The sequence below is a fragment of the Flavobacterium branchiarum genome (genome assembly GCF_030409845.1).
Lineage (GTDB): Bacteria > Bacteroidota > Bacteroidia > Flavobacteriales > Flavobacteriaceae > Flavobacterium > Flavobacterium branchiarum.
Genome location: NZ_JAUFQQ010000005.1, coordinates 1,896,776 through 1,923,023, shown reverse-complemented (window position 1 = coordinate 1,923,023; position 26,248 = coordinate 1,896,776). Strand labels below are relative to the sequence as shown.

Here is a 26,248-nt window from a genome sequence, read left to right as displayed (position 1 = left end):
AATGAAAAGAATACTTATTACAGGAGCCGCAGGATTTTTAGGATCACATCTTTGTGACCGTTTTATAAAGGAAGGTTACTATGTTATAGGAATGGATAATCTGATTACAGGAGATCTAAAAAATTTAGAACATTTATTTAAACTAGAGAATTTTGAGTTTTATCATCATGATATCACCAAGTTTGTGCATGTTCCAGGAGAATTAGATTATATTTTGCATTTTGCTTCACCAGCAAGTCCAATTGATTATTTAAAAATTCCGATTCAAACATTAAAAGTTGGATCATTGGGGACTCATAATTTATTAGGTTTAGCACGCGTAAAACAAGCAAGAATTCTAATAGCTTCAACATCTGAAGTTTATGGCGATCCTTTGGTACACCCACAAACAGAAGAATATTATGGAAATGTAAATACTATTGGACCACGTGGAGTTTATGATGAAGCAAAACGTTTTCAAGAATCTATAACAATGGCATATCATACTTTTCACGGTGTAGAAACTAGAATAGTACGTATTTTTAATACATATGGTCCGAGAATGCGATTGAATGATGGTCGTGTAATTCCTGCTTTTATAGGTCAGGCACTTCGAGGAGAGGATTTAACTATTTTTGGAGATGGAATGCAAACCCGCTCATTTTGTTACGTTGATGACCAAGTAGAAGGAATCTTCAGATTGTTGCATTCAGATTATGTTTATCCTGTTAATATTGGTAATCCAGATGAAATTACTATTAAAGATTTTGCTGAAGAAATTATAAAACTTACAGGAACAAATCAAAAAGTAGTTTATCATCCATTACCGATTAATGATCCATTACAGCGCCAACCAGACACTACAAAAGCAAAAGAATTGCTTGGCTGGGAAGCAAAAGTTAATCGTGCAGAAGGAATGAAAATAACGTACGATTATTTTAAGTCTCTTTCTAAAGAGGAGCTCTCGAAAGAAGAACATAAAGATTTTTCTAATTATATAAGGTAGATGCGAACAAAAACAGGAAGATATTCAGGATATATTCGGCCTTTCTCCTATTTGATAGATTTAATTATCATCAATGTATTTGCGGTTTATATAATTGATTTTCCTGTTAACAATATACTATTTCCTATAATACTGAGTTTTTCTTGGGTGTATATTGCTGCATATTTAGGCTTTTATGAGGTATATCGATATACCAAAGTAATAGCTATTTTAAACTGTGCGCTTAAGCAATATATATTATTTAGTTTAGTCGTTTTTGCATTGGTTTTTTTCTATTCAAAAAGGATAAGTTTACCGGCAATAATTATATTTAATAGTTTATCATTTTTGGTGATATTAACGATTAAATTTTCTATTTATTTTTTCTTAAAAAGATTTAGAGTACTATATGGAGGCAACTCTAGAAGAGTAGTTTTATTAGGGAATAGTGAGAGTGTTGCTCCACTATATAATTTTTTTACTGATAATTTAGATTATGGTTATAAGCTGATACATGTATTTGATATCGACAGTGATAAAGAATGTCAAATCGATCAAATGCTAGATTTTGTTTTACTAAATAAAATTGACGAAATGTATTGCTCTATGGTTGATTTATCACAACAGCAAATGAGTGATCTTATTCATTTTGCTGATAATAATTTGAAGACTATAAAATTTATTCCTGACGATAAACAAGTGTTTTTTAGAAATTTTATGTTCGAATATTATGATTATATTCCAGTTCTTAAGTTAAGAAATATTCGTTTAGATGAAAATTTTAATAAAGTTGTCAAACGTGTTTTTGATATAATTTTCTCTACGATGGTCATAGTTGGAATACTTTCATGGCTAACACCAATCATAGGGATTTTGATAAAATCGGAAACAAAAGGGCCTATTTTTTTCAAACAAAAGAGAAACGGATTGAATAATAAAGTGTTCTATTGTTATAAGTTTCGCTCCATGAGACTAAATGATGAAGCACATTTAAATTTGGCTTCCAAAAACGATGAAAGAATCACTAAAATTGGTAAGTTTATCCGTAAGACCAGTATTGATGAATTACCTCAGTTTTTCAACGTTTTAATGGGGAATATGTCGGTTGTTGGACCTAGACCTCATATGTTAAGCGTAACAGAGGTTTATGCGCTTAAAATTAACAAATTTATGGTACGGCATTTTGTTAAACCTGGTATTACAGGATTAGCACAAACGAGTGGTTTTCGTGGTGAAGTAGAATCCGATAAAGATATTATTAACCGAGTTAAATATGATATTTTTTATATGGAAAACTGGTCTATTTTACTAGATATAAAAATCATTTTTGATACAATCAGTAATACGCTAAAAGGCGACGAAAAAGCATATTAATGGATTTAGTTTCTATTATAATTCCGACCTATAATTGTGAAAAATTCATTGGTGAAGCAATTGAGTCTGTGCAGAATCAGACTTATCGGAATTGGGAAATTATTTTGGTTGATGATGCTTCGACTGATAATACATTTGCTATTATTACACAGTTTTCTGAAAACGATAATCGTATAAAAATTAATCAATTAGATAAAAATTCAGGCAATGGTTTTGCTAGAAATGTGGCTTTGCATAATGCAAGTGGAAGATACATAGCATTTCTTGACGCTGATGATTTATGGAGTTCTTTAAAATTAGAAAAGCAAATAGGATTTCTTAAAACACATCAATTACCCTTTACCTTTAGTTTTTATGATTGTATAGACGAAGAAGGAAATAACCTTAATAGAAGGGTAGAAGCACCATTAAATTTAAACTACAATCAACTATTTTATTGTAATTATGTGGGTAATTTAACTGCAATCTACGATACAGATTTTTTTGGAAAAATTAAAATTGAAGCCACTCAAAAAAGACAAGATTGGCGACTGTGGCTTACGATTTTAAAGCAAGTCAAAACAACAAAACCTATTCCTGAATCTTTAGCCTTCTATAGAATTAGAAAAGATTCTATGTCATCGTCAAAATTTAAATTAATTAGGCACAACTTCTGTGTTTACAGAGAATTTCATGGTTATAATCTTGTGTTTTCTATTTTATTGATGACTCGATTTTTATTTACACAATTGGCTGTTAAACCTCGTTATATAAAATCCAAATAATCTTTTAGTTACAATTCAGAATTTAAATCATTAAGAGTTTATTTTTTGTACCCAATTTTTATTCTTTCCGTATCAGTTTCTTTTTTCTCAGTTAATTCATCCAAATAGGAAAAAACCAATTCGATATTTTTATCATGATTTTCTAACTTTTTTTGTATTTGAAGTATATCTATCTTAATTTCTGTAGTATCCAAAAGCATTTGTCGCACTTTGGTGAAAATACGCATGATTTGAATGTTTGTCTGAATTGCTTTATCACTTTTGAGGACGCTTGACAGCATAAGAACACCATGTTCTGTAAATGCCATTGGGCTATGGCGTAAACCCATCTTATCAGAATTGGAGGTCACAAATTGTGACCTCCAATTCTCAAACTCTATTTTGGTAAGTTCAAACATGAAGTCATCTGGAAATCTTGAGATATTCCTTTTTACTGCTTGTTTTAAAGCCTTAGTTTCGATACCATAAAGTAGCGCCAAATCACGATCTAGCATTATTTTTTGATTGCGAATCAAGTATATTTTGTTTGAAATAGTTTCTTCTGAGAGTATGGATTGATCTGACATAAGTTTTTAATTAAAAAACAAATATAAGATTTTACTTATAATATAAAATGATTTGAACTGTTTTAATTTTCCACGATTGGTTCGTTCCAGATTATTTTTTCTAATGAATAGAAAGTTTAAGTTAGGCTCTAAATATAAAGAAATTGCTTTTTCAATATTTTGTATTTGTTTACTATCTAGTTCTTTTTCACTTACATATTCAATTTCAAAAGTATCTAATAAGGTCTGTTTGATGACAAATTCTTTTACATTTCCATCGTCTTCAATTATACTTTTAGTTATGTAATAAAACGTTAAACCAGGCGATTTTTTACCACTTGGTAAAATTGCGACATCATTTGTTCTTCCAATAAGCTTTTTAAGAATTGGTTTTTGTAAAGTGCTTTTTTTATCGAGAACTCCAATATCACCAACGTCGTATCGAATAAACGGATGTGCTTTGTTGAATAGCGATGTAATTACAATTCTACCTTCAGTTCCATTAGGCACAGGCTGATTATCTTCATTTAAAATTTCTACAAAAAGAGTTTCTGAATTAATTTGCCATTCGCCTTTTGGGTTTTCGAAAGCTATTAAATCAAGTTCAGATGCTCCGTATTCATTAATAATTGGAATACCCAATTGTTTTTCTAAGCACTTTTTATCAGACTCAAAAAGCATTTCGGAAGTGACAAAACAAGCTTTTAATGAGGGACAGATAACTTTTAAAACGATATCTCTTTTTTCTAAAAACTTAGCAAATACAACAATTGAAGTTGTATAACCATTGAGGTAATCGAATTTTTTGGTTCTGAATTTCTGTAAAAACTTTTCTAAAACAGCATCAGACAAATTAAATACAGGAAAACGTAAGCGGTTACTTAAAAAGTCTTTAAACCGTTCTTTTTTATTTCCAATAAAATCCATCGGAATACCATAAAAACGAGCTTGATATGAAGTATTAAAATCGATTCCGTACCAACCAAAACGCATACTGTTTGAAGCCCAAGTTAAAGCGTGACAATATTTATCTTTTGCAAAAACAAAAGGAGTTCCGCTTGATCCCGATGTTTTGTTGCAATAAATGTTTTTAGTATTGTATCCTTTTGAAAGTCGCGCTGAAAGAGGTATTTGTAAATTTTGTTTATTTAAAATCGGTAAATCATCCCAGTTATTGGCATTTATTGAACCAACTAATTCGGCATAAAAAGGATTATTATGCAAATGAAAAGCAACGATTTCTTCTTTTTTATACTTAATAAATTGAGCATGATCTTCTTCAGAAAATTGAATTATTTTATGCAATTCAGCTTTAGCTTCCTGAATAGGAAAGCCGTTTATGAAAAGACTAAGATCAAAAAGTCGAAGCATTTGGAGCATATATTTAATCAAAAATAATACTTACTAACAACTAAAAATGAAGAACCAACAACTTTTTAAAAATTAATTCTGTTTTAAGGTTAAAAGCAATTATTTTTGCACCACAACTAATACAACTATACAATGACAATTTTACTATTGGGTTCAGGAGGAAGAGAGCATGCATTTGCATGGAAAATGATTCAAAGTCCGCTATGCGACAAACTTTTTGTAGCACCAGGAAATGCTGGAACAGCTGCTATTGCTCACAATATAAATATTAGTCCAACTGATTTTGAAGCAATAAAAGCTTTAGTTCTTCAGGAAAATATAGGTATGGTTGTCGTTGGACCCGAAGATCCATTGGTAAAAGGGATTTACGATTATTTTAAAAATGACGAAAGTTTAAAGGATATTCCGGTTATCGGACCATCAAAAATAGGCGCTCAACTTGAAGGAAGTAAAGAGTTTGCTAAAGAATTTTTGATGAAACATAATATCCCAACAGCTGCTTACGATAGTTTTACTGCAGAAACAGTAGAAAAAGGATGTGCGTTTTTAGAAACATTACAACCTCCATTTGTTTTAAAAGCAGATGGTTTGGCAGCAGGAAAAGGAGTTTTGATTATTCAAGATTTAGAAGAAGCTAAAACTGAACTAAGAAACATGTTGGTTCATGAAAAATTTGGTGCAGCAAGTTCAAAAGTTGTTATCGAAGAATTCTTAGACGGAATCGAATTAAGCTGTTTTGTATTAACAGATGGCAAAAGTTATAAAATACTTCCAACTGCTAAAGATTACAAACGTATTGGAGAAGGCGACACAGGCTTAAATACAGGTGGTATGGGAGCAGTTTCTCCAGTTCCTTATGTTGATGCTGTTTTAATGGAAAAAATCGAAACACGCATTGTAAAACCAACTATAGAAGGTTTTCAAAAAGACGGAATTGAGTACAAAGGTTTTGTATTTATTGGTTTAATAAATGTAAATAATGAACCGATTGTAATAGAATACAATGTAAGAATGGGAGATCCAGAAACTGAAGTTGTAGTTCCAAGATTAAAAACAGACTTAGTAGAATTGTTTTTGGCTGTTGCCAATGAAAAACTAGATACAATTTCTTTAGAGGTTGATCCAAGAAGTGCTACAACAATTATGGTTGTTTCAGGTGGATATCCAGAAGATTTTGAAAAAGGAAAAGTAATTTCAGGATTAGAGAATATTTCTGACTCTATTGTTTTCCATGCAGGAACAAAATTAGATAATGGTGCTGTCTTAAGTAATGGAGGTAGAGTTCTTGCTGTAACTTCGTATGGAGATAATTTTCAAGAGGCCATAAAAAAATCTTATCAAAACATAGACAAGCTAAATTTTGATAAGATGTATTTTAGAAAAGATATCGGCTTTGACTTACTTTAAGAAAGAGTGAGCCGTTGTATCTTGATTTTCTGTTCCTTGAGCATCAAAAATGCGTAATTGTTTGATCCAATATACCATTGCAGCAGCACAAATGATCATGAAAATCCAGTTAATTGTATTAGCGCCAAACCATGATACAAGTTCTAATGAACGTAAAAAATCAAGTGGAGCAAATAAAATGTTTACGAATAAGTACTGTATTCCTTCAAAAAAAGTTGTCATAATTTATAAAATTATTTTGTTATTTATTGTTTTGTAACACATTGAAGTTATAAATCCCGATATTCAGAATCTTTATTTCAAGTTGTTGGTTTCCTTTTTAAACAAGTATTATATTTACAGTCACAAAAGTATAAAATATCCTTATGATAACAAGTGTTTTTAAAAAATCTACACCATTAAATTATTCTTTGGTTGTAATTTTGATGCTGGTTTTCTTTTTCATCTTTCAATTTCAAGATATTTCTTGGACCAAATCGGCTATTTCAATTTCTGAAAAAATAAGTTTATTGATAGTTGTTTTAGGATCGATGTTGATAACAAGTTTTGTTGTTAAGAAGAACGGACTTAGTAAAGACAATGGTTACACGATATTTTTTTATTTATTGTTAAGCCTGTTTTTTCCTTCTGCATTTAATAATCCAAACATTTTACTAGCTAATTTCTTTGTTTTATTGGCGCTCCGTAGACTGTTATCATTACAATCCCTGAAAGCATCAAAAGAAAAAATATTTGATGCTTCATTATGGATTTTATTAGCTTCGTTGTTCCAATTTTGGAGTATTTTATTTATGGTATTGGTATTTATATCAATTATTTTTCACGTTGCAGGAGATTATAGAAACTGGATTTTACCATTTATAGCACTCTTTACCATTGCAACACTTTTTTCATTAGTGGCTGTATTATTTAATATCGATATAATTGCATTTTTTCAGAACCGTGTAATAGTTGATTTTAGGATTAACTACTTCACTAATAGTTATCAAAATGGAGCTTTATCTATATACGTTGCAGTTGCATTATTCTTTGTTGTTTCATTGTTAATGACTTTATCAAATAGACCATTATTACTACATTCTTCGTATAAAAAAATCGTAGCTTATTTCTTTATTGGAGTTCTTGTGTTTTTAATATCTCCTAACAAAAGCAATGATTTATTATTGTTTACAGTTGCCCCTTTGGCTATTATGGGGTCAAGTCATATAGAGTTTTCACAAAACAAACTCAGTAATGAAATTGTTTTTGGAGTCTTAATTTTGTGTAGTCTTTTTACTTTTTTCTCACAATTATAACTTATTTCCGTAGGCTAAATCACCAGCATCTCCTAATCCAGGAACAATGTAATTTTTCTCGTTTAAGTTACTATCCAAAGCAGCAATCCATAAATGACAGGAGTCAGGAAGATGTTTTTCTAGATAAGCAACACCTTCTGGAGCAGCAATCACAACAGCAAGATGCATTTCTTTTGGAGCACCATTTTGTATTAATTTCTCATATACAGCAACAATAGATTGTCCAGTTGCAAGCATTGGATCGATTAATAAAACAGTTTTGTTATTGATACTAGATAACGCTTGATATTCAACTAAAATTACAAATTCATCATCGTTGTTTGGGTGATGTCTGCTTGCAGAAACAAAGCCATTTTCGGCTTCATCAAAGTAATTTAAGAAACCTATATGTAAGGGCAATCCAGCACGTAAAATGGAGCATAAAATAAGTTTATCATCAATTTCAGTAGTGCTTTTCGTGCCTAGAGGAGTTTCAATTTCAACATTTTTATAAGAGAGATCTTTACTTATCTCGTACGCCATAATCTCACCGATACGCTCAATATTTCTTCGAAAACGCATACTATCGTTTTGAACTTTTATATTTCGTATCTGACCTAAAAAATGGTTTAATACACTGTTGTTTTCGGATAAATAATGAATCTGCATGTTGGTGTTTTTTAATTTATTTTTAAATCTAAATTTGTGAGAAATAGATTTATGATTGGATATTTTTTTATAAAAGTATAAAAAGTATCTTTGTATCTATAAAATTTAAAGACATGTTTTCAAAATTAGCATATTCTGTATTCGAACAAAGCATCAAAGATTATCATAAATACGATAATGTTGATCAGCCAATAAACAATCCATATCCTAAAGATAAATTTGAACATTTATTATATTTAAAAAACTGGATAGATACCGTACAATGGCATTTTGAAGATATTATTCGTGATCCAAATATTGATCCTGTAGCGGCACTTACTCTTAAAAGAAGAATTGATGCTTCTAATCAAGAGCGTACTGATATGGTAGAATATATCGATAGTTACTTTTTACAAAAATACAGCCATGTTAAAGTAAAAGATGGGGCTAAAATCAATTCTGAAAGTCCAGCATGGGCATTTGACAGACTATCTATCTTGGCTTTAAAAATTTATCATATGAACGAAGAGGCGACTCGTGCAGAAGCTTCACAAGAACATAGAGATAAATGTCAGGAAAAATTAAACGTACTTTTGGAGCAAAGAAGTGATTTGTCGACTGCAATTGATGACTTATTAACAGATATTGAAAATGGAGATAAATTCATGAAAGTGTACAAGCAAATGAAAATGTACAACGACGATGATTTGAATCCTGTTTTATACCAAAATAAAAAATAATTTGGCAGTATTGTCCAATACAATCAAGCATATAGCCGTCATGAGACTTTCCGCAATGGGAGATGTCGCCATGACGGTTCCTGTTTTACGCGCTTTTGTAAAACAGTATCCAGAGGTTCATTTAACGGTGATTTCACGTCCGTTTTTTAAACCTTTTTTTGATGGAATCCCTAACTTAACTTTTTTCGCTTTTGATGATAAAGAGCGTCATAAAGGGTTTTTGGGATTAGTGCGTTTATATAAAGATTTAAAAAAGCTTGATATTGATGCTTTTGCTGATTTGCATAATGTTTTGCGCTCTACAATTGTTCGTAATTTATTCGCTTTAAGCGGAAAAAAAACAGCATTTGTTGATAAAGCAAGAGATGCTAAAAAGGCATTAATGCGTGCTGAAAATAAAATCTTTAAGCAATTACCAACCATGTTTGAACGACATGCTAAAGTGTTTGAAGAGCTTGGATTTTCATTAGATTTATCGAATCCTGAGTTTCCTAAAAAAGCAACTTTAAGTGCCGAAATTACAAACTTGGTAGGAGAAAGTTATCAAAAACTTATCGGAATTGCCCCTTTTGCACAGTATGATTCTAAAGTTTATCCTTTAGATTTAATGCAGGAAGTAATTGCTAAATTGGCTGAAAATAAAGAGCATACAATTTTACTTTTCGGTGGTGGGAAGAAAGAAATTGAAATTTTAGAGTCCTTTTCAAAACCTTATTCTAATGTGATAAATGTAGCTGGAAAAATCAAGTTTCAACAAGAATTAAAGTTGATTAGTAATCTTGATGTAATGCTTTCTATGGACTCCGGAAATGCGCATATTGCTGCTATGTTAGGAGTTAATGTGATTTCACTTTGGGGTGCAACACATCCGTATGCAGGATTTTTACCTTTTAATCAAAAGCTTGAAAACGCATTAGTTTCGGATAGAACAAAATTCCCGTTGTTACCAACCTCTGTATACGGAAATAAAATAGTTCCTGGTTATGAAGATGCCATGCGAACAATTTCACCTGATGAAGTAGTAGCTAAGATTCAGGCGCAGTTGTAAGTTTACAGTTTACAGTTTACAGTTTACAGTTTACAGTTTACAGTTTACAGTTTACAGTTTACAGTTTACAGTTTACAGTTTACAGTTTACAGTTTACAGTTTACAGTTTACAGTTTACAGTTTACAGTTTACAGTTTACAGTTTGTCTTATATAAAAAAAGATTTTGCTTTGCAAAATCTTTTTTTATAACTGTTAACTTAAAACTGAATACTGCGACTAAACATCATCGTAATCTACATAAATAGACTCAGATGTTGGATGTGCTTGACAAGTAAGAATTAATCCGTCTGCAATCTCTTTATCAGTTAAAATTGAGTTCTTTTTCATCTCAGCAGAACCAGAAGTTACACGCGCAAGACAGCTGCTACAGATTCCGCCTTGGCAAGAATAAGGAGCATCAATTCCTTGTTTTAGTGCTGCATCTAGAATAGTTTGTTTTTGTGACATTTCAAAAGAAACTTCCTCATCATCAACAAGAACAGTAATTTTAGAATGTCCTTCTAATGAAGTATCGATTTTATTTTCTTGAGTAGAAGAAGTAAAAAGCTCAAATTTTATAGCAGATTCTTTTACATTTTTCTCTTTTAAAATATCTGAAACGGTATTAATCATTTCTTCAGGACCACACAAATAGAATTTATCAAATTGTAATTCTTTGTGTTTGTTATTCAATACATAATTTACTGCCGATTTATCTATTCGACCAAATAGAGCATTTTCTACTTTAGCTTGACTAAAAACATAATGAACAAATAAACGTCCAACATATTGTAATTGTAGATCGTGTAATTCTTGATAAAAAATGGTATCCTCAGGAGTTTTGTTTCCATAAACCAATACAAATGAGCTTTTTGGTTCACTTTTTAAAACTGATTTTAAGATAGAAAGAACAGGAGTTATTCCGCTTCCAGCAACAAACGCTGCATAGTTTTTTTGTCTTTCAGGATCAGGTTCAAATGTAAATTTACCTTCTGGTTTACCTACTTCAAGAACATCTCCAGCTTTTAGTTTTGTAGTTGCAAATTGTGAAAAGACACCATTTTTTACTGCTTTTACAGCAATACGTAACTCACCACTTTCAGGTGAAGAACAAATAGAATAAGCACGACGAAGTTCTTTATTATCTAGAGTTAATCGTAAATTGATATATTGTCCTGCAACAAAAGTATAGTTCGACTTTAGTTCTTCAGGAACATTAAAAAGTATTGAAACAGCCGAAGCAGTTTCACGTTTTACTTCTTTTATTATTAGTTTTAGGAATGAAGGCATGATATTATTTTTTTGCAAAAATAGCAAACCGCTATTAAATGATTGGTATTTAAAAGCAATATTTTATTTTGTATGTAACGTTTTCTTACATTTACAAACTTATTGACTGACTAAACCAAACAAAAAATGATTAAAAAATTTATTTATCTCGAATGGAAAGCTTTTTCTAGGTCGGCTTCTTTTGGTACTAATGTAGCATTGAAAATTTTAATAGGCTTTCTGGTAGTTTATTTTTCACTTGTTTTTATAGTAGCTGGAGCTGGAGCATTTTATATTCTTAAAAAAATGAATCTAGATCCTTTACTAAGTATTAATAAGTTCTTAGTTTATTACTTTTTGTTCGATTTGGCTATTAGACTAATAATGCAAGCTATTCCAGTACTTAACATAAGACCCTTATTAACACTAAAAATCCAAAAGAAAACGATAGTTCATTTTTCACTAGGTAAAACGGCCTTATCATTTTTTAATATTATCCATGCTTTCTTCTTCCTTCCTTTTACAGTAGTATTACTAGTAGAGGGATATGATATTTTAGGCGTACTCTTTTGGCATTTAGCGATTATAGCATTAATTTATATCAATAACTTCTTGAATATTTTACTGAGTAATATTGATAAATTATTTATTGTATTCCTTGGTTTAATTGCTCTTTTAGGAGGATTACAATATTATGGTTTTTTTGATATTACAAATTATAGTGCTTTATTTTTTGATGGATTATATACAATTAAAGGACTTTTTCTTGTACCAGTTTTGTTTTTGATAGGGCTATACTATATGACTTTCAATTATTTTAAGAGCAATTTATATCTTGATGCAGGACTATCTAGTAAACATGATATTGCTAAAACTGAAGATTTAACGTGGTTAAATCAATTTGGTACATTAGGAACTTTTCTTAAAAATGATATTAAACTTATCAAGAGAAATAAAAGATCAAAGATGACCATTATGATGAGCGTTCTTTTCTTGTTCTATGGTTTATTATTTTTCTCAGGCGGGGTTGAATCCTATAACAGTCCTGTAATGCACATTTTTGCAGGTATTTTTGTTTCAGGTGGTTTTCTTTTTACTTTCGGACAGTTTGTACCAAGCTGGGATAGTTCATATTACCAATTTATGATGACACAAAATATTCCATATAAAGGATATATCACATCCAAATGGTGGTTGATAGTTATCGCAACTATAGTTTCGACGATACTAGCTTCATTTTATCTTTATTTTGGTTGGCAAGTGTATCTTACAATTGTAGTTGGAGCAATTTATAACATCGGAGTCAATTCTCACCTAGTCCTTCTAGGGGGCGCATTTACCAAGACTCCAATAGATTTAACTTCTACCAGCGGTGCTTTTGGAGATAAAAAAGCGTTTAATGTTAATGCTATGCTACTTACCTTGCCTAAATTACTATTACCATTAGGATTGTATTGGATTGGTTTTTCTCTCGGAAATCCTAATATCGGGTTAGCATTGGTTGCTTTGGCAGGGATAATAGGTTTTGTATTTAAAGACAAGGTTTTTTTATTAATCGAAAAAAGATACAAAATCGAAAAGTATAAAACCATAAGTGCTTATAAACAAAAAGGATAACTAACTAACAATAATCAAAAAACGAACGGTAGATTTTTAACTTAAATCGAAATTCAAATATTTAAAATTATTATGATACAAGTAAATCAACTTTCAAAAATATATAAAGAGACTACAGTTTTAAAAATAGAATCTCTTGAAATACCTAAAGGACAAAGTTTTGGATTGGTAGGAAATAATGGAGCAGGAAAGACTACTTTTTTTAGTTTACTATTAGATTTGATTCAGCCATCTACAGGAAATATAATTAATAATGGCATACAAGTAAACAATGATGAGGCATGGAAATCTTTTACCGGTTCTTTCTTAGATGAGAATTTCTTGATAGGCTATTTAACCCCTGAAGAATATTTTTATTTTGTAGGAGATTTACGTGGTCAAAATAAAGCCGATGTTGATGCGTTGCTTTCAAAACATGCAGAATTTTTTAATGGCGAAATTCTAAATAATAAAAAATACCTACGTGATTTGTCAAAGGGAAATCAAAAAAAAGTAGGAATTATAGCTACACTTATTGGTGATCCTGAAGTAGTTGTTTTAGACGAGCCTTTTGCCAATTTAGATCCAACAACAGTAAGTAGATTAAAAAAAATAATCAAAGAACTTGCTGATAATCCGAATGTTACCGTTTTAGTTTCCAGCCATGATTTACAACATACAGTTGAAGTTTGCGATAGAATAGTTGCCTTAAATAAAGGTGAAATTGTAAAAGACATTCAAACTTCAAGAGAAACACTTCAAGAACTCGAGGCGTTTTTTGCCGTTTAAATATAATTATGTCAAAAAGAAGCGTATTTTTACCAGTCATTATACTAAAAAACTTTTTTAGATGTTAAATGTTAAAAGTGTTTCCCATTGAAAAACAATCTATTTAAATACATTTTTCTGTTCTCATTTATCTCCCTTTTGATAGCTTGTTCTACAAAAAGAGATACATTTTTGGCAAGAAATTCTCATGCTTTGAGTACAAAGTATAATATTTTGTATAACGGACAATTAGGTTTTGATAAAGGTATGAAAGCGATAGAAGCTAATTATACCGATAATTTCTGGAAATTATTGCCTGTCGAAAGAATGCAAATTGATGAAGGTAATTCGGATGAAGCGAAAACTAAGAATCCAGATTTTCAACTTGCAGAGACAAAAGCAACAAAAGCCATCCAAAAACACTCGATGAACATTGGGGGACGAGAAAAAAATAGTCAGATTGACGAAGCATATTTAATGCTTGGTCAGGCTCGATATTACGATCAGAGATTCTTACCGGCTTTAGAAGCATTCAATTACATATTATATAAATACCCAACAAGTAGCAACATCAATACCGCAAGAATTTGGCGTGAAAAAACCAATATGCGTTTAGGTAATGATGAGTTGGTTATTAAAAACATCCATAAATTAATCAAAGGCGTTGCATTAAAAGAGCAAGTTTATTCAAATGCAAACGCTTTGTTAGCAGAAGCTTTTATTAATTTGGAGCAAAAAGATAGTGCAATTACAAAACTTAAAATTGCAGAAGAGTTTACGAAAAGAAATCCCGAAAGATCTAGATACCGTTTTATTTTAGGCCAGTTGTATCAGGAAACAAATAAGAGAGATAGTGCACTTTATTTTTATCAATCAGTTATTGATATGAACAGAAGAGCAGAGCGAAAGTATGTAATTCACGCTTACGCGAAAAAGGCTCAGTTATTTGATTATGAATATGGAGATAATGAGCTTTTCATCAAAACATATAATAAATTAGTTAAAGACAGAGAAAACAGACCATTTTTAGACGTAATTTTTTATGAGATGGGAGTCTTTTTTGATAAAAATAAAGACGAAAAAGCAGCATTAGAGTTTTATAATTCTTCTTTAAAAAGAAAATCTAAAGATCCTTATTTGGTTGCTTCTGCTTACCGAAATATTGGGAATATGTACTTTAAAAAAGCAAGTTATACATTGGCAGCAAAGTATTATGATAGTACTTTGGTAAAAATGGATCCTAAAACTAGAGAGTATGTTTACATCCAGAAAACTCGAAAAAATTTAGACGATGTTATAAAATATGAAGGTATTGCACAACGTAATGATAGTATTATACATATTGTAGGACTTTCGGACTCCGCTAGAGTAAACTATTTTGGTGCATATATTGCTAAGCTAAAAACTGCTGATGAAGCAAAACGTATCCTCGAAGAAAAACAAAAAGAGAAGATTGCCAATATCGAACGTAACACAAACGGAGGTGGCTTAGAAACAATAACTGCAAAAGGAGCTTTACCAGGTAATCCTGAAAAAAGTGGAATTCCAAGTCCACCAACAGGAAATGCAGTTGCAAGTGTTTTTTATTTTTATAACCCATCAACAGTGGCTTATGGAAAATTACAGTTTAAAAAACTCTGGGGAAATAGAGAGCTAAACAGCAACTGGAGGTTACCAGCGAGTAAGTCAAATACAAACTCTGATGATAAATCAACAACTGTTGTTGAAAATGACTCAATTAAAACAGATGTAATAGTTGAAAAATATACTACAGATTTTTATTTGAAACAACTTCCCAAAGACAAAAAAGTGATAGACAGCATTGTTCAGGAACGCAATTTTTCTTACTATCAATTGGGTCTTATTTATAAAGAGAAATTCAAAGAATATGAATTGGCTAGTAATAAGTTAGAGCAATTATTGAAGAATAATCCTGAAGAGAAACTGATTTTGCCATCGATGTATAATTTGTATAAAATATATGAGATAATAAATCCAGCAAAAGCAGTTGTGATGAAACTGGATATAACTTCACGTTATCCAAATTCGCGTTATGCTCAAATCATAAATAATAATGGTTTAGACGAGGGAGCAGGAGTTAAAGCACCGGAGAGGGAATATCAAAAGTGGTACAAATTATTCCAAGAAGAAAAATATGCCGAAGTTCTAAATAATATTGATGAACTAATTAATCAGTACTCGGGAGATGAAATTGTATCTAAATTTGAATTACTAAAAGCCAATACGTTAGGAAAGGCAAAAGGATTGGTCGCGTATAAAAAAGCTATCGAAAATGTTGCAGAAAACTATCCTAATAGTGAAGAAGGAAAAAAAGCACAAGATGTTTTAGTTAATCAGATTCCTTATTTAGAGAAACGAGTTTTTACAACGACAGATAACAAGAATTGGAAAATATTGTATAAAATTGGGATTCAAGATGAGAAAGCAAGAAAAACAATTGAGGATATTATCAAAAAATTCTTAGTTGATGAGAATTTCCAAAAGCTAACTTATTCATTTGATAAATATGATTTGGATTCTGGATTTGTAACCATCCACGGTATAAAATCAGAAACATATGCAAATGATGTTGCCAAAGTATTAAAGGAAAATAAAAAGTATAATTTAGTAGAATATCCAGCAGTAATAATATCAAGTGACAATTATAGTATAGTACAAATTAATAAAAATTTAGAAGCGTATTTAGCTCCTAAAACACCTTAAACATGTTTAATAAAGCACCCAAATTTACCACAGAACACTTAGGAAAAACGAATAGAATAGTTGAAGGAACTGTCATAACAGGAGATATTACATCGCTAGCTGATTTTAGATTAGATGGCGAATTAATAGGCAATTTTACTTCAAAAGGAAAAATTGTACTTGGTCCAGCAAGTAAAGTTAAAGGAGACATCATTTGTCAAAATGCCGATATTGAAGGAGAATTCACAGGGAAAATTAAAGTTGCAGAGCTTTTAAATGTAAAAGCAACCGCAAAAATTAATGGAGAAGTAACGACAAGCAAATTATCAGTAGAGCCAGGTGCCGATTTTACAGCGACATGTATAATGGCAACAGACTTAAAAAATGTAATAAATGACGGACAAGGAGCCAAATAAAAACCAAAATAATAATAAATGGTTAGTTTTTATTAACATTCCAATACAGATGGGAGTAATTATATTTTTATTCTCTTATCTGGGTATGTGGCTAGATGAAAAGTATTCAAATGGAGGTTCGTTATGGACAATTATATTGTCTTTGTTTTCTGTTTTCCTAGCCCTTTATAATGTCATCCGACAAGTTAAAAATTTAAATAAATAATGAATAGAGTTGTAGATTTCCTGAAGTATTTTGTTCCTTTTTCGATTGTATTGTTTGTTGTACAATATTTTATAATGCAATCATTATCAGATAAATTAATTTTTTTTTACGCCACGTGGAGTATTTATACATTTAATATTGTAGCCACCTTTTTAGTGTACTTATTTTTAATATATGTACATAAAATTTTCCCAACTTATACAGGGTTTGCTTTTCTTGGAGCAAGTTTTTTAAGAATGATGGCGGCTATTGTTTTCTTGATTCCGCTAATAAAAGCGCATGTAAAAGATCCAATAATTGATCTTGGAGCTTTTTTTATACCTTATTTTTTATTTTTACTATTTGAAACCTATTTTACAGTACGTCTAATAAATAAAAGCTAACAACTTCATTATTAGAGGAATTGATGAAATAAAATGTAATTTTAAAAATTATATATATAAATTTTCAATTTTCAATTTAAAATGTACCTTTGCAAAAAATTTTTGGAACCTAAAATTAGATAAAGATTTAATAATGATATTTTCAAATAAACCAGTTCAGTACTTATTAGTTACTTTATTAGCATTTACTTCGTCAATAAATTATGCGTCAACTAATGTTGATACAGCAGAAGTAAGCGGTCACGGAGAAAGTGTTGGTCACGAGATAGAAAGAGAATTTAATGCTAGTGAATTAATTAATTCACACATTGGTGACGCTCATGATTTTCATATTGCTGACTGGAATGGTCATGCTATTTCTTTTAATTTGCCTGTTATTTTATGGACAAATAACGGATTAGAGATTTTTTCATCTGAAAAATTTCACCATGACAATGCAGGAGAACATGTTGTAGATATCAATGGTCAAAAAGTTGTTCGTTATAAAGAAATAATTTTTTATGCTGACAAATTTGAGCAAATGACAAAAGAAGAAAAAGATAACGGAGCTTTTGCTTTTGATGCAAGACCTTTAGACTTTTCTATAACAAAGAATGTATTTTCAATGTTTATGTCAGTAATAATTTTGTTTTTATTATTCTTCTCTGTTGCGAGATCATATAAAAAGAATCCAAATGCACCAAAAGGATTAGCTGGATTTTTAGAGCCACTAGTTACTTATGTTAGAGATGAAATTGCAATTCCAAATATTGGAGAAAAAAAATCTGGTAAATACATGCCATATCTTTTAACTATATTTTTCTTTATCTGGATAAATAACCTTATCGGATTGATTCCATTCTTTCCTTTTAGTTCTAACTTAACAGGTAATATCTATTTTACATTTGTAATGGCATTTATTACTTTTATCATTACAACTTTAAGTGCAAACAAAAATTATTGGGGACACATTTTCAACACGCCAGGAGTTCCTGTGTGGTTGGCTCCAATTATGATTCCTGTAGAGATTATAGGAATGCTTACTAAACCATTTGCATTGATGATTCGTTTGTTCGCAAACATCACTGCTGGTCACATTATCATTTTAAGTTTAGTTTCTTTGATTTTCATTTTCAAAACTGTTGCTATCGGACCAGTTGCTGGAGCATTCGTATTGTTCATGACTGTATTAGAAATGTTGGTTGCTGCTTTGCAAGCGTATGTATTTACTTTGCTTTCAGCATTATTTATTGGTCAGGCTGTTGAAGAGCACGATCATCATTAATCAGAGTTTTATTAATTATTAACTATATAAATTTATTATTATGGTATTAGCTGGAATCGGAGCTGGATTAGCTGTAATTGGTGCAGGTCTTGGAATTGGAAAAATTGGTGGATCTGCAATGGACGCTATTGCTCGTCAACCAGAAGCTGCTGGAAAAATCCAGACTGCTATGATTATTGCTGCTGCACTTATTGAAGGTGTTGCACTTTTTGCAGTAGTTGTTGCGTTAATTACAAACGCATAATTAAAATCTAAAACTTCCTGTAGCGGTTGGCTTCAGGAAGTTTTTTTAAAAAAAGACAAACAAATTTTAAATATATAATGTTATGCAATTAACTTCACCAGAAAGTTTAATTTTTTGGACAACAACTATCTTTATCATTTTCTTCATTCTTATGGCGAAATTTGCTTGGAAACCTATATTAGGTGCAGTAAAAAGCCGTGAAGAATCTATAAACAATGCATTAGCAGCAGCAGAAGCAGCTCGTAGAGAAATGCAAAATTTAACTGCTGATAATGAGCGTATCTTAAAAGAAGCTCGTGCTGAACGTGACGCAATGTTAAAAGAAGCTCGCGAAATGAAAGAGCAAATTATAGCTGAATCTAAAAATGAAGCGCAAGAGCAAGGACAAAAATTAATTGCCCAAGCTAAAGCAGCTATTGAAAATGAAAAGAATGCAGCTATGGCTGAATTGAAATCTCAAGTTTCAACTTTATCATTAAACATTGCTGAAAAATTATTGAAGGATGAATTATCTAACAAAGAATCTCAAACTAAATTAGTTGAGAAAATGTTAGGTGACGTAAAGCTAAACTAATATTATGGCAAGTACAAGAGCAGCAATTCGTTATGCAAAAGCAATTCTAGACTTAGCAAATTCTAAAAGTGTTGCCGAAGCTGTTAATAACGATATGAAATCAATTGCTTCAACTATTGAAGCAAACGATGAATTGAGTACATTTATTCAAAGCCCAACTATAAAAGTTGAAGTTAAAGAAAGTGCTCTTTTAGAAGTTTTCGCAGCTGTAAATGGTGTAACCAAAGGGTTGTTTCATTTATTGTTTGAAAATAAAAGATTCGAAATTCTAGAAGCAATAGCACTAGAATATGTTAAATTATTTGATGAAAACAATGGTGTTGAAGTAGCTACGGTTACTACAGCAATTCCTATGGATGCTGCTTTAGAAGCTAAAGTTTTAGCTAAAATTGCAACATTCTCAGATAAAAAAATTACGATTATAAATAATGTAGATGCTTCAATTATTGGAGGATTTATTTTAAGAATAGGTGACAAGCAATATAATGCTTCTGTTGCAAACAGATTACAAGTTTTAAAAAGAGAGTTGGCCCAAAATTAAATTTTATTCATGAAGAATTTTATAATTTTATTTGTTTTCTGTACATCTTTTATTTCTTTCGGTCAAAAAATCAAAGAAGATAAAAATCAAATATTTTTCGACGGTACTGCTATTGCAAAAGTTGAAAAAGACAAATCAGGGACACAATTTACGTATACTTCGTTAAACGATTCAAATGGTATTATTGCTAATTTGAAAACACATAAAATTGACGCTCAAAATTCTAAAAGTTGGCTTGTTGTAACAAATTTAGATGGTTCTAAAAAAACAGAAGTAAATTTTGAATTATTATCATTTACGTTAAATTATAAAAAGGCAATTGCTGAACTCCTTGCTAAAAAATACAATGTATTTACTGCAAATGGATTAGAGAATCTTGATACTTTTTTTGCTGAAGAGCGCCCAAGTATCACCGCAGAAATAGATAAATTGAAAGAAGCAGGTAAAGTTGATGAAAAACAACTTTCAGCTCTTAATTATCAAGTTCACTCAACTGAAAAATTAATTTTTTCAGGATTAGTTCCAGAGGATGCTTTTACATCAAAGTATAATGATGCAGAGCGTAAAGAATTTATGTCTAAAGTTGTTGCTAAATATGACATCTCTATGAAGCAAAACAATTCTCCAATGGCTGTCTTGAATGTTGAGATATCATCTTTGAGTGGAAGAGTTCTTGTAAAAGGGGTAGAAAGAGGTGGGAAATTTGTAGTTGCTTTAACTGAATCAAATACTACATTTACTTATGTACCATCTGTAAAATTTGTTGCTAATGATGTAAATTCGACTAAAAGCTTTATTAAAGAGCTAGTTGATAAGACCTATTTAAACGGTCAAAAGTACATGACATTAAGTGAAGCAGAAGTACTTTTAAGTGCTAGACGCGATGATAAAATTGCTAAAACAAATGAAGCAAAATTAAACTCGTCTAACATTTATGATCAAAGAGGATATGTAATTGATAATAAAGGTGTAAAGTTAGAAGGTACACTTTCTATTGATTTCGAAAATATCACTCCAAAATCAAGTAGTAGTGGTATGATTGATTTAGATGCTGCCGGTGACGGAAAAGGTTTAAAGGTTACTGCTAAAAATGAAAAAGGTAATTTTAGAATTTATAATTACAAAGCAAAAGAAAATGTAATGTTTAGTATTATTAATGATGATAATACAGAAACAAAATTTAAAGCACTTTTGGTTAAAATTGAAAATATTGCACCAAAAGATAATAGTGCTCTTGATTTAGGAGCATTAGCTGGAATGTCTTTAGCTTCAGCTTCTTGGAAATATTTCAAAGAAGTAGAGTCAACAGATAAGATGAGTATTTATCAAGATTTGCCTTCAAACAGTTATGTAATTAAAATTCCAACACAGGAAAAAGGATTTCAAGTTTTGGTAAAAAAGGGTAAAGAAGATAAATTCTTAAGTAAGTTAAAAGAATATGTAGGAGCTTCTATAGATAGTAATGAATTAGAAAAAATTGATTACAGTAATTTAGAAGGCTTAAAAAATCTTAGTGATTTATATTCTAATTTTAAATAAAAAATAAAAGTAGGTAAAAAAAATAATTATGGCGGAAATCAAACCTGCTGAAATTTCAGCAATATTAAGAAAGCAAGTAGAAGGTTTTGAATCTGGTGCTACTCTAGAAGAAGTAGGAACAGTACTTCAAGTAGGAGATGGTATTGCTCGTATTTACGGGCTATCAAATGTACAATATGGTGAGTTAGTTGAATTTGAAAACGGACTTGAAGCTATTGTATTGAACCTTGAAGAAGATAATGTTGGTGTGGTACTTTTAGGACCATCAACAGGAATCAAAGAAGGATCGACTGCAAAAAGAACACAACGTATTGCTTCTCTTAAAGTAGGTGAGCAAATGGTAGGACGTGTAGTAAACACTCTTGGTTTTCCAATTGATGGAAAAGGACCAATTGGTGGAACTTTATACGAAATGCCTTTAGAAAGAAAAGCACCAGGAGTTATCTTCCGTCAGCCAGTAACAGAACCATTACAAACAGGTATTAAAGCTGTTGATGCTATGATTCCAGTTGGACGTGGACAACGTGAGCTTGTAATTGGTGACCGTCAAACAGGAAAATCTACTGTTTGTTTGGATACTATCCTAAACCAAAAAGAATTTTACGATGCAGGAAAACCTGTATTTTGTATATATGTTGCAATTGGGCAAAAAGCTTCAACTGTAGCAGGAATTGCTAAAATGTTAGAAGAAAAAGGGGCAATGGCTTATACAGTTATTGTTGCAGCTAATGCTTCTGATCCAGCTCCAATGCAAGTTTATGCTCCTTTCGCAGGTGCTGCAATTGGAGAGTATTTTAGAGATTCAGGTCGTCCAGCACTTATCGTGTATGATGATTTATCTAAACAAGCTGTTGCTTACCGTGAGGTTTCTCTTTTATTAAGAAGACCACCGGGACGTGAGGCTTACCCTGGAGACGTTTTCTACTTACACAGTAGATTATTAGAGCGTGCTTGTAAAGTAATTGCAGATAATGGAATTGCTAAAAACATGAACGATTTACCAGAGTCTATCAAACCAATCGTAAAAGGTGGTGGTTCATTAACTGCTTTACCAATTATCGAAACTCAAGCTGGTGACGTTTCTGCATATATCCCAACAAACGTAATCTCGATTACAGATGGTCAAATTTTCCTTGATGGAGATTTGTTCAACTCTGGAGTACGTCCTGCTATTAACGTAGGTATCTCTGTATCTCGTGTTGGAGGTAATGCACAAATTAAATCAATGAAAAAAGTATCAGGTACTTTAAAATTAGATCAAGCGCAATTCCGTGAATTGGAAGCGTTTGCTAAATTTGGTTCTGATCTTGATTCTGTTACTTTAAACGTAATTGAAAAAGGAAAGAGAAACGTTGAAATCTTGAAACAAGGTTTAAATGATCCTTATACAGTTGAAAACCAAGTAGCTATTATTTATGCAGGTTCTAAAAACTTATTAAGAAGCGTTCCTGTAAATAAAGTAAAAGAATTTGAAGCAGATTTCTTAGCATACCTTAACACTAAGCATAAAGACACTCTTAATGCACTTAAAGCTGGTAAGTTAGATGACAACATTACAGATGTTATCGAAAAAGTAGCAAAAGAAATTTCAGCAAAATATAACTAATAAGACAATTAGACAATTAGATAATTAGAAGAATCAAAGTGTTTTTTTAATTATCTAGTTGGCTGATTTTCAAATTTTCTAATTAGAAAAAATGGCAAATTTAAAGGAAATCCGTAATAGAATTACTTCCGTTTCATCTACGATGCAGATTACATCGGCAATGAAAATGGTTTCTGCTGCAAAGCTTAAGAAAGCACAAGATGCAATCACAGCAATGCGCCCTTATGCCGAGAAGTTAACGGAATTATTACAAAATCTTTCAGCAACACTTGATGGTGATGTTGGAGGAGATTTTACTACACAACGTGAAGTAAAAAAAGTATTACTTGTAGCAATAACTTCAAATAGAGGTTTATGTGGTGCATTTAATACCAATGTAATAAAAGAAGCAAAAGCACGCACAGAATTCTACGCTGGAAAACAAGTTGATATTTTTCCAATAGGTAAAAAAGGAAACGACGTTTTAGCTAAAACTCATAAAGTTCACGGTCATCATAATGCAATTTTTGACCATTTAACTTTTGATAATGTTGCTGCAATTGCTGATAATTTAACTGAAAAATTCTTGTCAGGAGAGTATGATAGAATTGAATTGATTTACAATCAATTTAAAAATGCTGCTACTCAAATTGTTCAAGTAGAACAGTTTTTACCATTAGCTCCAATTAAATCAGATGTAGCTGTTTCAACAGGAGATTATATCTTTGAACCTTCTAAAGAAGAAATTGTGTTGACTTTGATTCCTAAATCATTAAAAACACAATTATACAAAGGTATCCGTGATTCATTTGCTTCAGAGCATGGTGCTCGTATGACTGCAATGCACAAAGCAACTGATAATGCTACTGAATTGAGAAATCAATTAAAATTAACTTATAACAAAGCACGTCAAGCTGCTATTACAAACGAAATCTTAGAAATCGTTGGTGGAGCTGAGGCTTTGAAAGGATAAGAAAAATTTTTTAATTTTTCAAATCTTCAAAATGCAAGGCTTTGAAAGGATAAGAAAAATTTTTTAATTTTTCAAATCTTCAAAATGCAAGGCTTTGAAAGGATAAGAAAAATTTTTTAATTTTTCAAATCTTCAAAATGCAAGGCTTTGAAAGGATAAGAAAAATTTTTTAATTTTTCAAATCTTCAAAATGCAAGGCTTTGAAAGGATAAGAAAAATTTTTTAATTTTTCAAATCTTCAAAATGCAAGGCTTTGAAAGGATAAGAAAAATTTTTTAATTTTTCAAATCTTCAAAATGCAAGGCTTTGAAAGGATAAGAAAAATTTACCTTCAAAATTGTAATTTATTTTAAGGGATTAGTATATAAAAAAGAGCCGACAATGTCGGCTCTTTTTTTTGTCTTTAATTTTGTTACTTCTAAAAGAGTTTATTTCTTACTTAAAGCCAGTTTATTTCATAAAAAGCTCATTTTCAATTTTTAAAAACTCTTGTTTTTCAAATTCTTTAATAGCAGTGTTTTTTATTAGAATAATTTTATCACAATCTTTATATAGAATTTCCAGTATATGTGAAGAAATAAGGATGATACTATTTTTTGATAACTCCCGAATATAATTCATTAGTAGATAATTAGACTCTAGATCTAGCCCATTAAAGGGTTCGTCAAAAATATATATTGAATATTCTTTCTGGAATACGGCATTCATATAAGCCTTCTTTTTCATTCCAGTTGAAAATGTCTTGATGAGTTTATCTTGCGGGACATCAAATAAGTTTTGTTTATTTTCAGCTTTTAGATTTAGTAATTCTTTGTAAAAACTTGAAAACTCATCGACTGTTAGTTCATCATATATAGGAACTTCAGTAGGAAAAAAGGCTATTTCATTGTGCTTTACTGGCTTATTATCATAAGATATAGTTCCTTGAAAGTCTAAAAGCGTTGAGATTATTTTAAAAAAAGTAGTTTTTCCTTCCCCATTCTTGCCTACAACACCATAAATTCCATTACCCGTAATAGATAGATTAATATCTTGTAATACTATTTTGTTTCCAAATGCTTTCTTCTTTATATTAATCTGTAACATATTTCAAGTTGTTTATTGTTTTTATAGCTCTATAGTATAAATAAGGTAAGATTAAAAAAGGTAGGCCAATTGGAATATTTATAATAAATAAAGCCAAAAATAGCTGATGCACTATTTCGTTAGAAAAAAACGAATATTTAAATAGCACATTTATTACAGGAAACACAAAAACAAGCGGTATATATAAAAGTAAATCCCATTTTTTGAATATCATTAAACATATTATAAGAGCAATACTTATTAGTAAAGTGTTATATAATGTAGCTTGAATCTGTTTTAAGAGATAATTTTTAGAATCGAAAGCACTCATTTTAATATGAATTAAATGCTCCCGTTTGAAAGAAGGAATACAGCCGATTAAGGAGACTACAAATAAACTAGCAAGATTTAAATTTTCGTTTTGAGATTCGTTCCCTATGTAATTTAGAAAAACAACTAATGGCATTGCAAGAATAAGCTTGTTCTTTCTGAAGCTTATATGCCAAAAGGGATCTAATAATTTGAATGGATATTTGATTATTTTGTATCCAAATTTACTTATCTGAATTAATAAACTTAGAATGATAAAATGAAGTACAAGAATATCCCATCTTTGATTTATGATGTAGATAATTAAATACGGTGCACTATACACCATATATTCTGTAAAGAGAATAAGGCGGTAGTTTTTGTTTGTTTTTAATAAATCTATATCTTTTCTGCTTTGATGATAAAAGACGAGTTCTAAGACGCTTATTAGGAAGTAATAGCTATATCTAGGAAATAACTGATTTAGAAAATAAATTACAACTACATAAAATGCTAGAAATAAAGTAATTGCCAGATAATCATCTTTTGGTAATATTCTCCTGAATCGTATTAAGATTAAATACTTTACTATTTTGATCATATTTTATTTTTAATCTTAAATAATATCACTTTTAAATTTTGGTTAGTTTAAAGCTATTTTAGTTTCTAAAAATACTGTTTTTAAGAATATTAGAGTTG

27 protein-coding genes are annotated in these 26,248 nt (G+C 30.6%); 20 read left to right on the top strand and 7 right to left on the bottom strand.

Going from position 1 to position 26,248, the window contains the following annotated elements; genetic code table 11:
- Position 1: 1 nt before the first annotated feature.
- The 3 genes from QWY99_RS20375 to QWY99_RS20365 are packed head-to-tail and all read left to right on the top strand — an operon-like array spanning position 2 to position 3,102.
- Entirely contained in the window at positions 2-985 is a 984-nt protein-coding gene (locus tag QWY99_RS20375) for a UDP-glucuronic acid decarboxylase family protein (RefSeq protein WP_290267543.1), read from the top strand.
- The gene (locus tag QWY99_RS20370; RefSeq protein WP_290267542.1) at positions 986-2,338 is read left to right on the top strand and encodes an exopolysaccharide biosynthesis polyprenyl glycosylphosphotransferase; all 1,353 of its coding nucleotides are present in this window, start codon (positions 986-988) and stop codon (positions 2,336-2,338) included.
- The gene (locus QWY99_RS20365) at positions 2,338-3,102 is read left to right on the top strand and encodes a glycosyltransferase family 2 protein (protein WP_290267541.1); all 765 of its coding nucleotides are present in this window, start codon (positions 2,338-2,340) and stop codon (positions 3,100-3,102) included. The genes QWY99_RS20370 and QWY99_RS20365 overlap by 1 nt, the downstream gene beginning before the upstream one ends.
- A gap of 38 nt (positions 3,103-3,140) precedes the next feature.
- Here QWY99_RS20365 and QWY99_RS20360 read toward each other — a convergent pair whose 3' ends face one another.
- Together QWY99_RS20360 and QWY99_RS20355 are read right to left on the bottom strand one after the other, a co-directional pair.
- Positions 3,141-3,668, bottom strand: coding sequence for an ORF6N domain-containing protein (locus tag QWY99_RS20360; RefSeq protein ID WP_290267540.1), 528 nt, complete (start codon positions 3,666-3,668; stop codon positions 3,141-3,143).
- A 6-nt stretch (positions 3,669-3,674) separates the two neighbouring features.
- Entirely contained in the window at positions 3,675-5,018 is a 1,344-nt protein-coding gene (locus QWY99_RS20355; RefSeq protein ID WP_290267539.1) for a phenylacetate--CoA ligase family protein, read from the bottom strand.
- 132 nt (positions 5,019-5,150) lie between these two features.
- On the opposite strand from QWY99_RS20355, the gene purD reads away from it, so the two are divergent.
- Complete coding sequence (purD, locus tag QWY99_RS20350; RefSeq protein WP_290267537.1) at positions 5,151-6,425, top strand: phosphoribosylamine--glycine ligase; 1,275 nt, start codon at positions 5,151-5,153, stop codon at positions 6,423-6,425.
- Here the strand turns inward: purD and QWY99_RS20345 are convergent.
- On the bottom strand, positions 6,417-6,647 hold the full coding sequence (locus tag QWY99_RS20345) for a DUF6341 family protein (protein WP_229989216.1): 231 nt from the start codon (positions 6,645-6,647) through the stop codon (positions 6,417-6,419). The genes purD and QWY99_RS20345 overlap by 9 nt on opposite strands.
- A gap of 143 nt (positions 6,648-6,790) precedes the next feature.
- Between QWY99_RS20345 and QWY99_RS20340 the strand changes: the two genes are divergently transcribed.
- Positions 6,791-7,720, top strand: coding sequence for a DUF6427 family protein (locus tag QWY99_RS20340; protein ID WP_290267536.1), 930 nt, complete (start codon positions 6,791-6,793; stop codon positions 7,718-7,720).
- Here QWY99_RS20340 and upp read toward each other — a convergent pair.
- On the bottom strand, positions 7,715-8,368 hold the full coding sequence (gene upp / locus QWY99_RS20335) for a uracil phosphoribosyltransferase (protein WP_290267535.1): 654 nt from the start codon (positions 8,366-8,368) through the stop codon (positions 7,715-7,717). The genes QWY99_RS20340 and upp overlap by 6 nt on opposite strands.
- Before the next feature lie 113 nt (positions 8,369-8,481).
- Here upp and QWY99_RS20330 point away from each other — a divergent pair, with 113 nt between their 5' ends.
- Together QWY99_RS20330 and QWY99_RS20325 are read left to right on the top strand one after the other, a co-directional pair.
- Positions 8,482-9,087, top strand: a complete 606-nt coding sequence (locus QWY99_RS20330) for a DUF4254 domain-containing protein (RefSeq protein ID WP_290267534.1) — start codon at positions 8,482-8,484, stop codon at positions 9,085-9,087.
- Positions 9,088-9,127: 40 nt separating this feature from the next.
- Positions 9,128-10,135: a glycosyltransferase family 9 protein gene (locus QWY99_RS20325; protein WP_290267533.1), complete on the top strand. Its 1,008-nt coding sequence runs from the start codon at positions 9,128-9,130 to the stop codon at positions 10,133-10,135.
- Positions 10,136-10,352: 217 nt separating this feature from the next.
- Here the strand turns inward: QWY99_RS20325 and QWY99_RS20320 are convergent, their stop codons facing one another.
- Positions 10,353-11,405 (bottom strand): ferredoxin--NADP reductase, encoded by a 1,053-nt coding sequence (locus QWY99_RS20320; RefSeq protein ID WP_290267532.1) that lies wholly within the window; start codon positions 11,403-11,405, stop codon positions 10,353-10,355.
- Between the two features lie 126 nt (positions 11,406-11,531).
- On the opposite strand from QWY99_RS20320, the gene QWY99_RS20315 reads away from it, so the two are divergent.
- The 13 genes from QWY99_RS20315 to atpG all read left to right on the top strand — a co-directional run bounded on the left by QWY99_RS20315 (position 11,532) and on the right by atpG (position 24,175).
- Positions 11,532-13,001 (top strand): DUF5687 family protein, encoded by a 1,470-nt coding sequence (locus tag QWY99_RS20315; RefSeq protein WP_290267531.1) that lies wholly within the window; start codon positions 11,532-11,534, stop codon positions 12,999-13,001.
- 72 nt (positions 13,002-13,073) lie between these two features.
- Positions 13,074-13,769: an ABC transporter ATP-binding protein gene (locus QWY99_RS20310; protein ID WP_290267530.1), complete on the top strand. Its 696-nt coding sequence runs from the start codon at positions 13,074-13,076 to the stop codon at positions 13,767-13,769.
- Between the two features lie 87 nt (positions 13,770-13,856).
- A complete protein-coding gene (gene porW, locus QWY99_RS20305; RefSeq protein ID WP_446681933.1) occupies positions 13,857-16,472 on the top strand; it encodes a type IX secretion system periplasmic lipoprotein PorW/SprE in 2,616 nt (871 codons plus the stop codon).
- A gap of 2 nt (positions 16,473-16,474) precedes the next feature.
- Positions 16,475-16,867: a bactofilin family protein gene (locus QWY99_RS20300; protein WP_290267528.1), complete on the top strand. Its 393-nt coding sequence runs from the start codon at positions 16,475-16,477 to the stop codon at positions 16,865-16,867.
- Positions 16,845-17,072: an AtpZ/AtpI family protein gene (locus tag QWY99_RS20295; RefSeq protein WP_290267527.1), complete on the top strand. Its 228-nt coding sequence runs from the start codon at positions 16,845-16,847 to the stop codon at positions 17,070-17,072. Before QWY99_RS20300 ends, QWY99_RS20295 begins: the two co-directional genes overlap by 23 nt.
- Positions 17,072-17,455 carry a hypothetical protein gene (locus QWY99_RS20290; RefSeq protein WP_290267526.1) on the top strand — a complete coding sequence of 128 codons (384 nt, stop codon included), beginning with the start codon at positions 17,072-17,074 and terminating at the stop codon, positions 17,453-17,455. Before QWY99_RS20295 ends, QWY99_RS20290 begins: the two co-directional genes overlap by 1 nt.
- A gap of 133 nt (positions 17,456-17,588) precedes the next feature.
- Entirely contained in the window at positions 17,589-18,719 is a 1,131-nt protein-coding gene (gene atpB, locus QWY99_RS20285) for a F0F1 ATP synthase subunit A (RefSeq protein WP_290267525.1), read from the top strand.
- Positions 18,720-18,759: 40 nt separating this feature from the next.
- Positions 18,760-18,963 carry an ATP synthase F0 subunit C gene (atpE, locus tag QWY99_RS20280; RefSeq protein ID WP_039113322.1) on the top strand — a complete coding sequence of 68 codons (204 nt, stop codon included), beginning with the start codon at positions 18,760-18,762 and terminating at the stop codon, positions 18,961-18,963.
- 82 nt (positions 18,964-19,045) lie between these two features.
- Positions 19,046-19,537: a F0F1 ATP synthase subunit B gene (locus QWY99_RS20275; protein WP_290267524.1), complete on the top strand. Its 492-nt coding sequence runs from the start codon at positions 19,046-19,048 to the stop codon at positions 19,535-19,537.
- 4 nt (positions 19,538-19,541) lie between these two features.
- Positions 19,542-20,078: an ATP synthase F1 subunit delta gene (gene atpH, locus QWY99_RS20270; protein ID WP_290267523.1), complete on the top strand. Its 537-nt coding sequence runs from the start codon at positions 19,542-19,544 to the stop codon at positions 20,076-20,078.
- Positions 20,079-20,087: 9 nt separating this feature from the next.
- Positions 20,088-21,617: a hypothetical protein gene (locus QWY99_RS20265; RefSeq protein WP_290267522.1), complete on the top strand. Its 1,530-nt coding sequence runs from the start codon at positions 20,088-20,090 to the stop codon at positions 21,615-21,617.
- 28 nt (positions 21,618-21,645) lie between these two features.
- Positions 21,646-23,223, top strand: a complete 1,578-nt coding sequence (gene atpA / locus QWY99_RS20260) for a F0F1 ATP synthase subunit alpha (RefSeq protein WP_290267521.1) — start codon at positions 21,646-21,648, stop codon at positions 23,221-23,223.
- Positions 23,224-23,314: 91 nt separating this feature from the next.
- Positions 23,315-24,175, top strand: coding sequence for an ATP synthase F1 subunit gamma (atpG, locus tag QWY99_RS20255; RefSeq protein WP_290267520.1), 861 nt, complete (start codon positions 23,315-23,317; stop codon positions 24,173-24,175).
- A 450-nt stretch (positions 24,176-24,625) separates the two neighbouring features.
- Here atpG and QWY99_RS20250 read toward each other — a convergent pair whose 3' ends face one another.
- Positions 24,626-25,261, bottom strand: coding sequence for an ATP-binding cassette domain-containing protein (locus tag QWY99_RS20250; RefSeq protein WP_290267519.1), 636 nt, complete (start codon positions 25,259-25,261; stop codon positions 24,626-24,628).
- The gene (locus QWY99_RS20245) at positions 25,248-26,150 is read right to left on the bottom strand and encodes a hypothetical protein (RefSeq protein WP_290267518.1); all 903 of its coding nucleotides are present in this window, start codon (positions 26,148-26,150) and stop codon (positions 25,248-25,250) included. Before QWY99_RS20245 ends, QWY99_RS20250 begins: the two co-directional genes overlap by 14 nt.
- Positions 26,151-26,248: the final 98 nt, after the last annotated feature.